Origin of the sequence: Ferdinandcohnia salidurans (assembly GCF_042680725.1) — a bacterium.
Lineage (GTDB): Bacteria > Bacillota > Bacilli > Bacillales > Bacillaceae_L > Ferdinandcohnia > Ferdinandcohnia salidurans.
The window spans coordinates 50058-65005 of the sequence record NZ_JBHUEK010000022.1 but is presented as its reverse complement, the minus strand read 5'-3'; the positions used below and the strand labels follow the sequence as shown (position 1 = coordinate 65005).

Sequence of the window (14948 nt, the reverse complement as noted above, 5' to 3'; positions counted from 1 at the left end):
ATCAGCTAGACTATTTATGATAAACCCTATTTTTCAGGAATATATAAATCACCTTTTATAATTCTTCGGGCTGTTCTATCTAAGCCAACAGAAGCAACATCAGCCTGCTCCTCGGTTAAAGCAACGCGAACCTCTGCGATACCCTCAGGATGACCGATTCGAATCATTTGTTCAACACTTCCGTCTTTCTTTCTAGCGTATTGATTTGGAACTGTTCCCTCAAGCAATGCAGTTGCAGCTAAGCTATATAACCCACTCCCTGCAAAAGTACGATGAAATTTCTTCATCGAAACCATTTTTGCGACAATATCAATATCGTTCGCTTTAATATGTTTACCCGCTGAAGTCACATAATCATGTGGACTAGCAACTAAAGCAATTTTCGGTATGGAAGGAATGTTTTTTGCTTCGTCTTCGTTTTTTGCGATACCGCCGGCAACTGCCATTTTCAAACGAATTTCCTCTAGTTCAGACAATAATTCATGATCCGCTCCTACAACATGATTTAGCTCTGAACCTGCTATCCCAAATTCACTAGCAGCTACATACACAAATGGATTAACAATATCGATAAATGATGCTTCATAGCTTCTTTTACTAGTAGCAATCGTTGTTTTTAGACCAATCGGAATTGTTTTCCCAGTCTTTCCCCCACCAGGCGAGAGAATATTAACCATGATCTTTGATCCTGGGGTAACAATTCCTGGCATTAAATAATCTCCTGATACCTTTGCTTTGCCGTTTGATAGTGGAACTCTCATTTTTATCATTTTATTTATATTCTTATTAAAAGCTGATACAGAAACAAAATCATCGTTTAAGCTCGTTGAAACAAGGCCTTCATCAACTGCGAATGCTCCTATAGCCGCCATTAGATTTCCACAAGTGCCTTTATCGTCAACAACTGACTCTCCAATTCCAATTTGATAGAATGTATAATCAAGGTCCGCACCTTCTACAGTTGGCTCTGAAATAACCATGATTTTACTTGTGTGAGATGTACCGCTTCCTAGGCCATTTACTTGTGAGGGATTGTATGCATCAATTCCTTCTAAAAAAATTCTGTGCTTCAATTCGTTATTTGTTGGTAAATCTTTTTCATGAAAAAAGATACCTCTACTTGTGCCACCTCTATAAACAACACAACGCACTGAGAATTGAGACATTATTCTTCCTCCTTACTTCATTTCAGGAACAATCGTTTTGGCTATTTCTTGATCTAGATCCTCATAGTCATGAAGTTTAATGGTTTCATATAGTTCTTTACGTGTTTGCATCTTATCTAACACATCACGCTGCGTCCCTTTCTCAAACACTTCAGAGAATATAATTTCATATGCTTTCGCTGCCGCTCTCAAAGAAGTCACCGGATAAATGACCATGGAGTAACCAAATGATTCAAATTCTTCAGCTGTAAAGTATGGGGTTTTCCCGAATTCGGTCATGTTTGCTAATAAAGGAACATCAAATTCTTTGCTGAAAGCCCTGAAGTCTTCTTCTGTAATTAAGGCTTCAGGGAATATTGCATCAGCGCCTGCTTCTACATATTTTTTTAGTCTCTGAACAGCAGCCTCTCTGCCTTCAACAGCAAGTGCATCTGTTCTGGCAACTACAACTAGTGAAGGAGCAACTTCTTTAATGATTTTAATTTTTTGTGCCATTTCATCTGCTGTGACCAACTTTTTCCCATTTAAATGACCACATTTTTTCGGTAAATCCTGATCCTCAATTTGAACGGCAGCCACACCAGCTTCAACCATTTCTTTAGCCGTTCTGGCAACATTCAAGATTCCTCCAAAGCCCGTGTCAATATCAGCTAATAAAGGCAAATTAGATGCACGGATAATTTCACGTGCTCTTTCGGCAACCTCTTGTGAATGTAGCACACCTAAATCTGGTAGTCCTCTACTTGCCGTATATGCCCCACCAGATAAGTACAATGCTTTAAAACCAACCTTTTTCGCCATTAAGGCAGCCATACCGTCATGTGTACCCATAATTTTCAAGATTGGTCCAGCCGTAATATAATTTATAAATTCCTCTGCTAATTCTTTTTGACTCTTTTGTTGTTCAACAAGCCATGTCATGATATTCCCTCTTTTCATTTTTCTAATTAATGCCAAGGTCATGAAAGAACGAAGGACCCTATAATAAATAGGGCCCCTTCTTTCTTTAGTCAACTAATCCAGATTCACTAATTAAATCTTTATACATTGTCGTTTGTTCCTCTAGGAATTTAGCTGCTTCACTACTATTCTTGTAGAATGAAGTCCAGTCATTATTTTTCACTAGGTCTTTCCAAGCATCGGTTTCAACCATTTCACCGATTACTTTATCCCAGTATGCAATTTCTTCTTCCGTCATATCTTTTGGTCCCATGATTCCTCTCCAGTGAGGGAATACCATATCTACACCTTGTTCCTTCCATGTAGGAACATCCTCTAAACCTTCTATTCTTTCATCAGAAGAAACGCTAATTACTCTGAAGTTACCTGCAATGTGCTGATCCTTAGACTCAGAAACTGCCATTGTTGCAACATCTACGTGGCCACCTAAAAGAGCCGTTACTACATCTCCGCCACTCTCATAAATCATGAAATTTAATTTAGATACGTCAACACCGTATGTTTTTGCAGCTTGTACAAATGATAGGTGATCGTTGTTACCTAATCCTGGCGCAACTGCAATAGTTAAAGAGCCTGGATCCTTTTTCAATTGTTCCATAACATCTTTTGCAGTTTTGAACTCGGAATCATTTCCAACTGCAATTGAAATCCACTCAGTTGTTAAAATGGCTAGTGGAGTAAAATCTTCATAAGTTAATTCACTTTGGCCTAATAAGTTATTTGTAATTAGCAGACTTGAGTTAATAGATAGATAGTGTGCATCTTTTGTAGAAAGATATTGCCAACCTACTTCTCCACTTCCCCCTGGTTTATTAACAACATTAATATTTTGGTCTACAATGCTTTCATCCTTAAGAATCTTTTGGATTGCTCTAGCAGTTGCATCCCAACCTCCCCCTGGAGTTGCTGGCGCTACAAACTCAATATTCCCCGTTGGAAATGATTCTTTATCACCTGATGCACCAGAAGAACATGCTGCAACAAATAGTAAAGATAAAATGGCTATAAACGAAATAATTTTTTTCATTTTCCCACCCCTTTTTTAAATTTTCACAACCTTATAATACTTTTAATACATAAAAATGTAATCGTTTTCAAATTAAAAGAAATTAACAACAATAACCTTATTTTGTTCATAAAGTTCACGATATTTACAAATCCCTCAAGTCTAAAGATGATATGAATGAAACGAATGCGTTAATGACATTTACCTCTAGTGATTCATTATGGTATAGCATCCATGTATTACGAATTAATGGATTATTTTCTTTATCCGTGATATACACTTTATGAATATCTTCATTTCCTTTTAAAATCATGCCTGGCATTATTGCATACCCTAGTCCATTTACAACCATTTCTTTACAAGTATCAACTTGGTCTACCTCCATCGTAACCATAGGAGGTCTTGTAAAATTCTCAATCCACCAATGATCCACAATAGATTTTAGTAAATTGTCCGTTTTATAATCAATTCGAGGGAGATTTGGTAAGTTGCTTATATCAATTTCTTCCTTCGAAGCTACACATAACTGGTCCTCAAATAATAAGTGTTTTTGCTCAATCCATGTGTATTCCCCGCGAACAAAAGCGATATGAATATCCTTTTTATAGAGTGAATGAAAAAGATCTCGACTCCATCCTGTCGTTACTTTGAACTCTACATTTGGATAGTTGTCCTTAAATGCCCTTAATAATTGAGGGAGTTTATATTTGGTGAAAAAACTGGATACTCCCAAATTAATCGTTCCAACAACCTTACTTTCCATATTAGTCAAATGATCCTTTATTTGTCTTAATTTTAGGATCATTTCCTCCGCACTTTTCGCCAAGTACTCACCTTGTGGAGTAAACTGGACACCTCGTCGGTCCCTATTAATTATTTTGATCCCAAATTCTTTTTCAATTTGTTTGATCCGATTTGTTAGGGCCGGTTGTGAGATGAATAATTGTTTACCTGTTCTTGTAATATTCTTGTTTTCATAGAGAACCTTTAGAATTTCCCAATCCTGACTTCGCATTTCATTCCCTCCTTTTGCACGTTAGATATTCATAAATCTTATGACGATTAATTCAAATACAATATTTTACTTATATCTATCAATATACTATATTTATCATTACAAAATAAGAAATTTTTGGTGAGGGAGAAACATGATTCTTTGGATAGTCATCATCATCTGCACTGGTTTTCAAACAATCTTAAATACAACAAGACCGATCATCACGTTATATGCCTCTGAAATGGGGGCAAATACATTTGATATTGGAATTCTTACAGCAGCATATGCTTTTTTTCCACTAATCTTCGCCATCCATGCGGGAAGAATCGCCGATAAAATCGGAGACCGATTACCTGTATTTCTTGGTTTAGTCGGAATATCACTGGGAATGGTCATTCCTTATTATTTTCCTTCAATGGCAAGCTTGTTTATCTCACAATTAATTGTCGGTACAGCTGCTGTTTTTATCACAGTTTCTTTACAAAACATACTCGGAAATATTGCGTCCGAGGAAAAACGTGATCAATATTACAGTCTATTCGGAATTGCGACCGCGATGGGAGCGATGATTGGTCCGATAATCGGGGGATATTTAGGAGAACACATATCCTATTCTTCTGTATTCCTTGCTTCGATTTTCATAAATATCATACCAATTTTGATTTCCTTTTTTATTCCTGTCCTAAGGAAGCAAAAAGCTAAGCAAAAAATGAGCATAGGTGCCTCAGTTGGATTATTAAAAATGCCTTTATTAAGAAAAGCATTAATATCAAGTGCACTTGTCCTATATTCAAAGGATATCTTCGTTGCTTATTTTCCACTGTTCGCAAAGCAGTATGGGATTTCCACCTCAACAATTGGCTGGATTATTTCAATACAGGGGTTAGCGATTATTCTCGTTCGGTTCTTATTGCCCGCATTAACAGAAAAAGTTGGAAGAGACAAAGTTTTAATTGCATCCGTTTTTATGGCAGGTATCTCATTTTTATTAGTTCCGTTTACTGGAAATGTGATTTTATTAAGTGCGCTAAGTGCGCTCATGGGACTTGGACTCGGTTGTGGTCAGCCTCTTTCAATGACCACTACCTATAATGCATCGCCAAAATCAAGAACAGGCGAAGTTCTGGGTTTACGACTTGCCTCTAATCGTTTGTCACAATTAATAGCCCCTGTCTTTTTTGGATTAGTTGGATCCTGGGCTGGTATTTTTTCCGTATTTTTTATTAGTGGGACATTTTTAATTGGTGGATTATTTGCTATTAAACCTGAAAAGAAAAGAAAATTAGCTTCATAGAAAAGGAAAGCCTACAGCTTGAATTATTCAAGCTGTAGGCCTTTTTCGTTTATAGTTTAAAAGATACAAATTTCATTTCTGTCATATCTTCTGTGGAATATTTAATACCTTCTTTTCCAACGCCACTGTTTTTAACTCCTCCATATGGCATATTATCAACTCTAAAGGTTGGAATATCATTAATGATGACTCCTCCTACCTCTAATTGGTCAGCAGCCTCAAATGCTTTTTGAATATTTGTTGTATATACTCCTGCCTGTAGCCCATATTCTGAATCATTTACGAGACTGATAGCCTCATCCCATGTTTTATACGAATTAACGGTCACAACCGGACCAAATGCTTCATTACAAGAAACAGAAAGTTTTTCATTCGTGTTTACTAAGATCGTTGGTTGGAAGACAGTTCCTTCTTGTTTTCCACCATAGACGAGTTTTGCGCCATCTGCTTTTGCCTCTTGGACCCAATTATCGATTCGATCCGTTTCGTTTGGATTAATGAGGGCTGATACATCTGTCGTTTCTGATTTTGGGTCGCCGAGAATTAATTGACTAGTATAGTACTTCAATTTTTCAACGAACTCTTCAAATACATTTTCATTCACATAGATACGCTGTACCGAAATACATACCTGCCCAGCAAAATTGAATGCCCCCTCTGCACAACGTGCTGCAACAGTCTCCAAATCATCTGTACTATCAATAATGACAGCAGCATTCGAGCCTAATTCGAGGGTAACGCGCTTAAGTCCTGCTTTCTCTTTAATTCGTGTTCCAACTGGTACACTACCTGTAAAAGTAATCATTTTTACACGATCGTCCTGAACAAGTAGATCACCTACCACACTACCTTTTCCTGTCACGACATTTAGAGCACCTTTTGGCAGTCCAGCTTCTTCAAATAGCTTCGCTGTCATAATTGCACTTAATGGTGTTTGTGATGCAGGCTTTAATACGACCGTATTTCCTGCCGCAAAGGCTGGGCCAAGCTTGTGTGCAACTAGGTTAAAAGGAAAGTTAAATGGTGTGATTGCCGCGACGACACCCAGCGGTTCTCTTTTTGTGTATCCAAATCTTCCTTTCCCGTTTTTGGCAGCATCAAGTGGTACAGTTTCCCCGTGAAGACGTTTGGCTTCTTCTGCAGCAAATTTGTAAGTTTCAGCAGTTCTTACAATTTCTGCCCTCGCAGCTTTTAATGGTTTGGCATTTTCAGAGGCTAGGATAAGAGCACATTCCTCGAGCCTTTCTGTAAATAGAGCAGATACCTTTTCGAGGATTTCTGCGCGCTCAAAAGCTGTTAAATTTCGCATTGTTTTTGTCGTTTGTTGGGCACTTGCAATTGCGTTTTCTACCTGTTCTTTTGTGGCTAAAGGGATCATTGCTATGATTTCTTGATTATAGGGTGAGTGCAATTCTTCGTACTGGACACCGTCTTCCCAGTTTCCATTGATAAATAATTGTTGTTTTTCCATTTATTACCCTCCTATAAAACACTTCATCTAATCGTATAACTATAAATATAATTTTTAATCTATAAGTAGATTATATTATATTTCTCTTATTCGAATAACTGTTATAAAATATAAGTTCAGTATCCTAATGATTGGAGAAACAAATATGAGAGGTATATTTGAAAAAATAATGCCGTATATAAAACGACTCTGGGAATCTATTAAACGTTTTTGGCGAGAGAAGCATATAACTAAAATTTTATTACTGATTGTATTGGTGTTTATCTTAGTGTCTATGCTCTTCTTTGCCTTTATGGCTAGTCAAGCAAACGTTCAATCGCTGAAAGATGGTTTGCGTCAAGCCACCGTTATTTATGATAAAGATGGTGAAGTAGCAACCAATATCTCGACGAATCGAACTGACGGTATCTCGGTAGAAGAACTTCCAGAGCATGTGAAAAATGCGGTTATTGCGATTGAAGATGAGCGCTTCTATTCCCATAATGGTTTTGATATTAAAGGAATCACGCGCGCCTTTTTTAATAATTTATTTGCTGGAAGAATTACAGGTGGAGGCAGTACGATTACTCAGCAGCTTACCAAAAATGCGCTTCTCTCTCCTGAACAAACCTATAAACGGAAAATCGAAGAACTCTTTTTAGCATTGGAAATTGAAAAGCATTATACCAAGGACGAGATTTTACAAATGTATTTAAATCAAGTCTTCTTCGGAAATGGTTCATGGGGCATTAGCCAAGCTTCGAAGAAGTATTTTAATACGGAAATTGAAAATGTATCAATCAGTGAAGCTGCTATGCTTGCTGGAATTCTCCAAGCACCATCAGCTTTAAATCCTTATAAAAATTATGATGGTGCGATTAAGCGAAGAAATACAGTTCTGTTAAAAATGCATGAGTTAAAGATGATTTCTGATGATGAATATGCACAAGCAAAAAAAGAAGAAATCAAGCTAGAGGATGGTGGCGGAAGCTATATAGAAAGAAGCTATCCTTATTATGTAGATGCTGTGCTAGATGAAGCCATAAAGAAATATGGGTTGACGCAAGAGGAGATTCTGACTCGTGGGTATCGCTTCTATACTGAGATGGATCAAGACGTTCAATCTGCCCTTGAAGCTGTTTATAAAAAGGACTATCTTTTCCCTAAAGGCAGGGATGTTCTTGTGCAAAGTGGTGCCGTTATGTTACATCCTAAGACTGGAGGTGTGATTGGTTTAGTCGGTGGTCGTGGTGAACATGTATTCCGTGGTTTTAATCGAGCGACTCATTTGCAGGCACAACCAGGGTCAACATTAAAGCCATTAGCAGTATATACTCCTGCACTAGAAGAAGGGTATGAAGTCACTTCCGTATTAGTGGATGAGTTAAAAACATATGGAGATTATACACCTGAAAACTTCTCAAGATCGTACCAAGGTGAAGTGAAGATGTATGAAGCCCTTGAGCACTCGTTAAATGCACCGACTGTTTGGCTGTTAGACCAAATTGGACTTAATAAAGGACTAGATTCTTTACGAAGATTTGGTATTCCATTTTCAGAAGAGGATAAATATCTTGGAATTGGACTTGGTGGTATGCATAAAGGGACTTCACCTTTACAACTAGCGGAGGCCTATTCAGTTTTTGCAAATGATGGGAAACGACCGGATGGACATCTGATCTCAAAAATAGTAGGACCAACCGGAAATGTCATTGCAGAACATAAGCATAAAACAACCAAGGTTACATCGAAACAAGTGGCTAATGATATGACTTCTATGCTACTAAACGTTGTTGAAACAGGTTCAGGTAGAGGCACAAAAATCCCTGGAGTTGACCTAGCAGGAAAAACAGGTTCAACCCAGCTCCCTTATAAAGATATTAATGGAACAAAGGACCAATGGTTTGTTGGATATACACCGAATTTCGTAGGTGCCGTTTGGATGGGCTATGACAAAACTGACAAAACACATTATATCCGCGGTAGTAGCTCTGACTATATAGTTCCTTTATATAAAGCAATCATGGACGAAGTGCTTCCTACAATGGAAGTCGACTCCTTTGATGTCGTTTCTGTTAATGCGAAACTATCGGGACAAGAGGACCGTAAAACGATTACAAAGGAAGAAATTAAAGAGCAAGCTGAAAAAATCGAAGAAACCTTAAAAGAAGAAAGTGCCAAATGGAAGGTAGTATTGGAAGAGGCAAAAAAAGACATTAAGAATGTCAGCGAAAAAGTTGAAAATAAGCTTAGAGATCTACTTGGAAACTGACATATAAACTTTGAAAGAGTATTGGGAGACCGATACTCTTTTTTTGTTTACACGATGGTTGGAGTGCTACCAACCTCCTAATTACTGGAATGTGATGTTTCTCCACGACGGTTAGATCGCTATCAACCTCCTAATTACTGGAATATGGTGTATCTCCACGATGGTTGAAGTGCTATCAACCTCCTAATTACTGGAATGTGGTGTGTCTCCACGATGGTTGGAGTGCTATCAACTTCCTAATTACTGGAATGTGATGTATCTCCACGAAGGTTGGAGTACTATCAATTTCCTAATTACTGGAATATGGTGTATCTCCACGACGGTTGGAGTGCTATCAGCTTCCTAATTACTGGAATGTGGTGTACCTCCACGACAGTTTGGGTGTCATCATCATCTATATGACATATACAAAATTTTCTAAAAAGTGTGATTAAACCCACAACATTCCGAAATACTCGTTGGTACACTATTACTATCAAATAATTGGGGGTATCTTTGTTGAGTATTCGGGGTCTTTCTATCTTATCTATTCTTCTAGCTTATTTTCTTATTGTGTTTGGTGGATATGTCGCTTCATCTCAATCAGGTATGGGGTGTGGGCCAGATTGGCCATTATGTAATGGTGTATTAGTTCCTGTATTAGAAGGAGAAACACTTATTGAATATGCACATCGTATAATCGGTGCTCTACTTTTTATTCTTTCTGCCATTTTGTTTTTAAAAATTAAGCGAACAGAAACTGAAAATCATGTAAAGACAACAGCAAATTGGATGATCCTTCTCCTTATCCTTCAGGTTATTCTTGGTGCGATTGTAGTTGTTCTTGATTTGCCAGCAATTGTTGTAACCATCCACCTACTAATTGCTATGGCCTATTTTGCATGCTTGCTATTTATATGGAAAAGCCAATCAAGTTCAACAGTCAGCGTTAGTCATGCAACAGCCTTACAAAAGCACTATTTCACCCTAATTTTACTGCTAACTATTACCTTAGGTTTTGGTGCGTATATTAAGCATCAGTCGTATGGAATAGCATGTGAATGGTTATCTTGTTCTAACACTTTCCTTCCTATAAGTAAAGCTCAGATTTTACAATCACTACATCGCTTCTTTGCGTTTGTTTCAGCTATTTACATACTTATTCTGACTTATTTTGCATTCACAAATAAATGGAGTACAAGCATTAAATTACGACTTTTGTTAACCTCACTAACTGTATTTTTACAAATTTTAGCAGGCATTTTTACGATCAATACCGCATTATCAATTCCATGGGCAGTTATTCATCTAGCACTTGGAACCGCCCTTTTTGGAATTATTGTAGAATCCTGGATTACCCTACGCTTTTCCCATACATCAATAAAAGTAACGAATTGGAGAAGCGCTAAATTTACAAAGTAAAACACAAAAAGCCCTTTATTTAGGGCTTTTTTCAATTACTTCTAAAAAGTGTTTTAGGATTCCCGCTGTTAAGCCCCAAATGACACGGTCTTCATAATAATAAAAGCATTCGTCCATGCCTCTAACCTGCCATTTGTAATTTTCCCCTCCAATGATATCGTTAAAAGGAAAGTTTTCTTCGGGCTCTACATGAAATTTCACTTTAAATATCTGTGGAGGATTTGACTGAAAGAATGACAATGGCACCGAAAATACTTCTCCAACTTCTGCTGGATTCGGTTGAATCTCATCAGGATTATTTATTACACCTACAAATGGATAAATAATCGTACCAAAAGGTGAAACAAAATAATCTAGTGGACTTACATTTGTAATATCACTTTCATTTAACCCTAGTTCCTCCATCGTTTCCCTAATTGCTGTATGTCGTTCATCTCTATCTGTTGGGTCCATTTTTCCACCTGGAAAGCATATCTCTCCTGGCTGCCGTCTTAATTGATTTGAACGAACCTCAAAAAGGATATGAACGTCATTATCTTTTTTAATTAAAGGAAGAAGAATGGAAAAACGCTTAAAATCCCCACGGCCTAATAGAGAGGGAGTACGTTCCTTAACTACATTGACAATTTTATCGATTTCCATAGTTCACCTCGAAACGTTATTTACTGTTTCAAACCTTTAAATGCTTTAATAAAATCAATTGGGTCTTCTTTAATATTATAGGAGAATACTCCTTGGTTTGTGTGGAGATATAAAAAGCTGGCTCTGTAGGAAACATCGTATACATGTTCTAGATGAAATTCATTTGCAGAAGAAAGGATTCGGTCCTCAAACAATCGCAACTGATGCTTGTTTTCAATATACTTTTGCACATTCCACTCTATTTTTCTTTGTATCGTAACATACGGATGAGATGCAATAATTTTCACAATTCTCCCCTTTCTTTTCCTATATTGTACCAGAATTGTGTATTTGAAAAAACCACAGTGGTTTTTACACACTGTGGTTTTCATAATTATTGTTGTACTAATTCTTTTTCAAGGGCTTGTAAACGTTCTGCTACTTCTTCCTCAGTTAACCCGTTCTCTTCTACATAACGGTTGCGTGGGTGAACGCGACATTCATGTGTACAGCCTCTTAGATATTTATGCTCATTTTCTTCAGAACAAAGTATTTGTTCATTACATTCTGGGTTTGCACAGTTTACATAGCGTTCACAAGGTTCTCCAGTAAAATGATCTTTCCCTACAATCACATGCTCTTTTTGGTTTACCGGAACAGCAATTCTTTCATCGAATACATAAAGCTGGCCGTCCCAAAGTTCACCTTGTACCTCAGGGTCTTTACCGTAAGTTGCAATTCCTCCATGAAGCTGACCAACATCCTCGAAGCCTTCTCTTACTAACCAACCAGAGAATTTTTCACAACGAATACCGCCAGTACAGTACGTTAGAATCTTTTTTCCTTCTAGCATGTCTTTGTTTTCACGTACCCATTGTGGTAAATCACGGAAAGTTTCTACGTCTGGTCTAATCGCGCCTCTGAAATGTCCTAAATCATATTCATACGTATTTCTTGCATCTAAAATAATTGTATTCTGATCTTGCATTTTTTCATAAAAGTCTTTTGGACTTAAATATTTCCCTGTTAATTCAAGTGGGTTGATATCATCCTCAAGGCTTAAGTTGACAAGCTCAGGACGAGGTCTAACATGCATTTTCTTAAACGCATGGCCATCTGCTTCATCAATTTTATAAACCATTGTTGTAAAGCGTGGATCTTTTCTCATTTCTTCCATATACTTGTCGGTTTGTTCAATAGTACCAGAGACCGTTCCATTGATACCTTCTGTCGCTACTAAAATACGACCTTTTAGACCAATTTCTTTACAGAAAGCAAGATGCTCTGATGCAAATTCTGGTGGATTTTCAATTGTTACATATTGATAGTAAAGTAATACTCGATAAGGTTTTGTTTCTGTCATTATTTTCGACCGCCTATCATTAATATTTGCAAGATATGAATGTGTTTAGGATCGAATTACACTTTTCTCTTACATCAAAGTATTGTATCAAATTCTTAATTACTAAATCAACATTTTATACCTTCCTTATATTGTAAAGTCGATTTTTTATTGCAATAATATATCTATTTTTATCAATTGATATATAATAAGTCTGTCAAACTTTTTAGATGGGGGTTTCAAACATGAGTTTACCAAAAGCATTAACGATTGCAGGTTCTGATAGTAGTGGTGGAGCTGGTCTCCAAGCTGACATAAAAACCTTCCAAGAACATGGAGTTTACGGCATGTCTGCCTTAACTGTAATTGTTGCGATGGACCCGCATAATCGTTGGAATCACCAAGTATTTCCGGTTGACCACGATATCATCAAGGCACAATTAGCAACAATCCTTGATGGAATTGGTGTCGATGCGGCAAAGACTGGTATGCTTCCTACTGTCGATATTATTGAAATTGCTGCAGACGCGGCTAAAAAACATAATCTTCAAAAATTTGTAGTGGATCCTGTAATGGTTTGTAAGGGAGAAGATGAAGTTCTGTTCCCAGATCATGCCGTTGCTCTTAGAGAAATTCTGACTCCACTTGCAACAGTCATTACTCCTAATTTATTTGAAGCAGGTCAATTAAGTGGAATCGGTTCTATTACAACTGTTGACCAAATGAAAGAAGCTGCTGTGAAGATACATGACCTTGGGGCGAAATATGTACTCGTAAAAGGTGGCGGAAAGCTAAAACATGATAAAGCAGTAGATGTTTTATACGATGGAAAAGAAATAGAGGTCCTTGAAAGCGACCGTTTTGAAACAACATTTACTCACGGCGCTGGTTGCACATCTTCAGCTGCTATCGCAGCAGGACTTGCAAAAGGATTAGAAGTGAAGGAAGCCATATATGAAGCAAAGAAATTCATAACAGCTGCCATTCGTCACTCTTTCCAACTAAATGAATATGTTGGCCCAACCAATCATGCTGCACGTCGACTTTATGGAGATAAGTAATTCCCTAAAACAGCTGTAGACAAGCTCTACAGCTTTTCTAATTCGTAGGCAATGGGAAAAGCGCAAGGCGCCCGTCTATCGGTGACAAGCATAAGACGAGCGCTGACAGAAGGTGTTTTTTACCTTCCGAAGCGATTGGCTTATGACCTCGAACCGATGGCGCCTGAAGCTGGACATCGTGAAAACCTGCCTAGACGAAATTTATATATGATGGTAATATTGTGATTATCATAGAATAATAGATACGCAATCATATATTCCCACATGTAAAAAGCCATAGGTAAGGAGTGTATAATATGCCTAGGATTAACAAAGATATTGTTAAATTTTTACGCAAAAAAAACAACATGACTCAACGTGATTTCGCTAAAGCTGTAAATTGTAGTTTTGCACTTATTGCCCTTGTTGAAGTTGGCAAACGTAGAATTACGAATAATCTTGAAACAAAAATCAAAGAGTCTTTCAACCTAGACGATCAACAAATCTCATCCCTTGCAAACATCGTACAGGAGATCGCAAAGGGTGTACAACCGTATATGTAAGAAAAAAAGCAATTGGACATTCATTCTCCAATTGCTTTTTTATTTTAGGTTTGAAAACCCATATTCCTCTAAAAGGGCAATGGCTTCATCGCTCAATAAATATTCATAAAATAATTTTGCTTCATTTAAATGCTCTGATGATTTTATAACGCCGATTGGATAGATAATCTCTGAATGATACTTAGTATCCACATCCATCACAATCTCAATTTGGTCTGAAAATTGGGCATCTGTTTTGTAGACAAACCCCGCATCTACATTTCCAGTTTCAACATATGTAAGGACTTGCCGAACATCTTTTGAGAGCACTAACTTATTTTCGATTTCATTCCACATATCCATGCTTTCAATTGCTTCCTTCGCATATTTCCCTGCAGGAACAGATTCTGGTATTCCGATTGATATCCGTTCAGCCTTTGTTTTCAAATCTTCTATTGCCGTAATCTGCTTTACATTTTCTTTTGGAGCAATTAACACAATCTCATTGCCAATTAGATTTTGCTGGAGTTTTTCGTCAATGAGTCCCCCATCAACTAGCAAATCGAACTTTTCTATGGAAGCTGATAAAAATAGATCGACCGGAGCTCCTTGAGAAACCTGTTGTGCAAGTGCACCTGATGCACCAAAATTAAAAACGATCTTAATTGTAGGATGTTCCTTTTCAAAATTGTTCTTTAATTCCTGTAAAACATTTTGCATACTTGTAGCAGCAGAAACCGTTAATTCTACCTCTCTAGTAGACTCTTGATCGGTACCTTGAGGCCCACAGCCATATAAAAAAAGAGCAAGAATGAGTAAAGGGATAAATTTATACATAAAAAACACCTTCCCTTAGC

The 14948-nt window shown here is 37.3% G+C and carries 14 protein-coding genes; 5 read left to right on the top strand and 9 right to left on the bottom strand.

The genetic code is table 11. The features are described from left to right. Nucleotides 1–26: 26 nt before the first annotated feature. The 4 genes from ACFSFW_RS14175 to ACFSFW_RS14160 form a co-directional block, all read right to left on the bottom strand. Nucleotides 27–1166 (bottom strand): PrpF domain-containing protein, encoded by a 1140-nt coding sequence (locus ACFSFW_RS14175; RefSeq protein ID WP_388039190.1) that lies wholly within the window; start codon nt 1164–1166, stop codon nt 27–29. A gap of 12 nt (nt 1167–1178) precedes the next feature. Continuing rightward, a complete protein-coding gene (gene prpB, locus ACFSFW_RS14170; RefSeq protein ID WP_304214936.1) occupies nt 1179–2087 on the bottom strand; it encodes a methylisocitrate lyase in 909 nt (302 codons plus the stop codon). 85 nt (nt 2088–2172) lie between these two features. Beyond that, nucleotides 2173–3153 carry a tripartite tricarboxylate transporter substrate binding protein gene (locus tag ACFSFW_RS14165; RefSeq protein ID WP_304214486.1) on the bottom strand — a complete coding sequence of 327 codons (981 nt, stop codon included), beginning with the start codon at nt 3151–3153 and terminating at the stop codon, nt 2173–2175. Nucleotides 3154–3277: 124 nt separating this feature from the next. After that, entirely contained in the window at nt 3278–4147 is an 870-nt protein-coding gene (locus ACFSFW_RS14160) for a LysR family transcriptional regulator (protein ID WP_304214487.1), read from the bottom strand. A 133-nt stretch (nt 4148–4280) separates the two neighbouring features. On the opposite strand from ACFSFW_RS14160, the gene ACFSFW_RS14155 reads away from it, so the two are divergent. After that, complete coding sequence (locus tag ACFSFW_RS14155; RefSeq protein WP_388039187.1) at nt 4281–5423, top strand: MFS transporter; 1143 nt, start codon at nt 4281–4283, stop codon at nt 5421–5423. Nucleotides 5424–5472: 49 nt separating this feature from the next. Here the strand turns inward: ACFSFW_RS14155 and ACFSFW_RS14150 are convergent, their stop codons facing one another. Continuing rightward, nucleotides 5473–6894, bottom strand: coding sequence for an aldehyde dehydrogenase family protein (locus ACFSFW_RS14150; protein ID WP_304214490.1), 1422 nt, complete (start codon nt 6892–6894; stop codon nt 5473–5475). 169 nt (nt 6895–7063) lie between these two features. On the opposite strand from ACFSFW_RS14150, the gene ACFSFW_RS14145 reads away from it, so the two are divergent. After that, a complete protein-coding gene (locus ACFSFW_RS14145; RefSeq protein ID WP_388039229.1) occupies nt 7064–9145 on the top strand; it encodes a transglycosylase domain-containing protein in 2082 nt (693 codons plus the stop codon). Between the two features lie 498 nt (nt 9146–9643). Then, nucleotides 9644–10546: a COX15/CtaA family protein gene (locus tag ACFSFW_RS14140; protein WP_388039185.1), complete on the top strand. Its 903-nt coding sequence runs from the start codon at nt 9644–9646 to the stop codon at nt 10544–10546. A 15-nt stretch (nt 10547–10561) separates the two neighbouring features. Here ACFSFW_RS14140 and ACFSFW_RS14135 read toward each other — a convergent pair whose 3' ends face one another. The 3 genes from ACFSFW_RS14135 to trhO all read right to left on the bottom strand — a co-directional run bounded on the left by ACFSFW_RS14135 (nt 10562) and on the right by trhO (nt 12530). Continuing rightward, nucleotides 10562–11188 carry an NUDIX hydrolase gene (locus ACFSFW_RS14135; protein WP_388039183.1) on the bottom strand — a complete coding sequence of 209 codons (627 nt, stop codon included), beginning with the start codon at nt 11186–11188 and terminating at the stop codon, nt 10562–10564. 20 nt (nt 11189–11208) lie between these two features. Further along, the gene (locus ACFSFW_RS14130) at nt 11209–11475 is read right to left on the bottom strand and encodes a hypothetical protein (protein WP_388039182.1); all 267 of its coding nucleotides are present in this window, start codon (nt 11473–11475) and stop codon (nt 11209–11211) included. 86 nt (nt 11476–11561) lie between these two features. Further along, nucleotides 11562–12530 (bottom strand): oxygen-dependent tRNA uridine(34) hydroxylase TrhO, encoded by a 969-nt coding sequence (gene trhO, locus ACFSFW_RS14125; protein ID WP_388039180.1) that lies wholly within the window; start codon nt 12528–12530, stop codon nt 11562–11564. Nucleotides 12531–12754: 224 nt separating this feature from the next. On the opposite strand from trhO, the gene ACFSFW_RS14120 reads away from it, so the two are divergent. Next, entirely contained in the window at nt 12755–13570 is an 816-nt protein-coding gene (locus ACFSFW_RS14120) for a bifunctional hydroxymethylpyrimidine kinase/phosphomethylpyrimidine kinase (RefSeq protein WP_388039178.1), read from the top strand. A gap of 296 nt (nt 13571–13866) precedes the next feature. Next, complete coding sequence (locus ACFSFW_RS14115; protein WP_245864082.1) at nt 13867–14112, top strand: helix-turn-helix domain-containing protein; 246 nt, start codon at nt 13867–13869, stop codon at nt 14110–14112. A 39-nt stretch (nt 14113–14151) separates the two neighbouring features. On the opposite strand, the gene modA is transcribed toward ACFSFW_RS14115, so the two are convergent. After that, nucleotides 14152–14928 carry a molybdate ABC transporter substrate-binding protein gene (gene modA, locus ACFSFW_RS14110; protein ID WP_388039176.1) on the bottom strand — a complete coding sequence of 259 codons (777 nt, stop codon included), beginning with the start codon at nt 14926–14928 and terminating at the stop codon, nt 14152–14154. Nucleotides 14929–14948: the final 20 nt, after the last annotated feature.

Bases quoted from the DNA above. Each gene is read 5' to 3' on its own strand.
- ACFSFW_RS14175 (WP_388039190.1), bottom strand. From the start codon at position 1,166: ATGTCTCAATTCTCAGTGCGTTGTGTTGTTTATAGAGGTGGCACAAGT.
- prpB (WP_304214936.1), bottom strand. From the start codon at position 2,087: ATGACATGGCTTGTTGAACAACAAAAGAGTCAAAAAGAATTAGCAGAG.
- ACFSFW_RS14165 (WP_304214486.1), bottom strand. From the start codon at position 3,153: ATGAAAAAAATTATTTCGTTTATAGCCATTTTATCTTTACTATTTGTT.
- ACFSFW_RS14160 (WP_304214487.1), bottom strand. From the start codon at position 4,147: ATGCGAAGTCAGGATTGGGAAATTCTAAAGGTTCTCTATGAAAACAAG.
- ACFSFW_RS14155 (WP_388039187.1), top strand. From the start codon at position 4,281: ATGATTCTTTGGATAGTCATCATCATCTGCACTGGTTTTCAAACAATC.
- ACFSFW_RS14150 (WP_304214490.1), bottom strand. From the start codon at position 6,894: ATGGAAAAACAACAATTATTTATCAATGGAAACTGGGAAGACGGTGTC.
- ACFSFW_RS14145 (WP_388039229.1), top strand. From the start codon at position 7,064: ATGCCGTATATAAAACGACTCTGGGAATCTATTAAACGTTTTTGGCGA.
- ACFSFW_RS14135 (WP_388039183.1), bottom strand. From the start codon at position 11,188: ATGGAAATCGATAAAATTGTCAATGTAGTTAAGGAACGTACTCCCTCT.
- trhO (WP_388039180.1), bottom strand. From the start codon at position 12,530: ATGACAGAAACAAAACCTTATCGAGTATTACTTTACTATCAATATGTA.
- ACFSFW_RS14120 (WP_388039178.1), top strand. From the start codon at position 12,755: ATGAGTTTACCAAAAGCATTAACGATTGCAGGTTCTGATAGTAGTGGT.
- ACFSFW_RS14115 (WP_245864082.1), top strand. From the start codon at position 13,867: ATGCCTAGGATTAACAAAGATATTGTTAAATTTTTACGCAAAAAAAAC.
- modA (WP_388039176.1), bottom strand. From the start codon at position 14,928: ATGTATAAATTTATCCCTTTACTCATTCTTGCTCTTTTTTTATATGGC.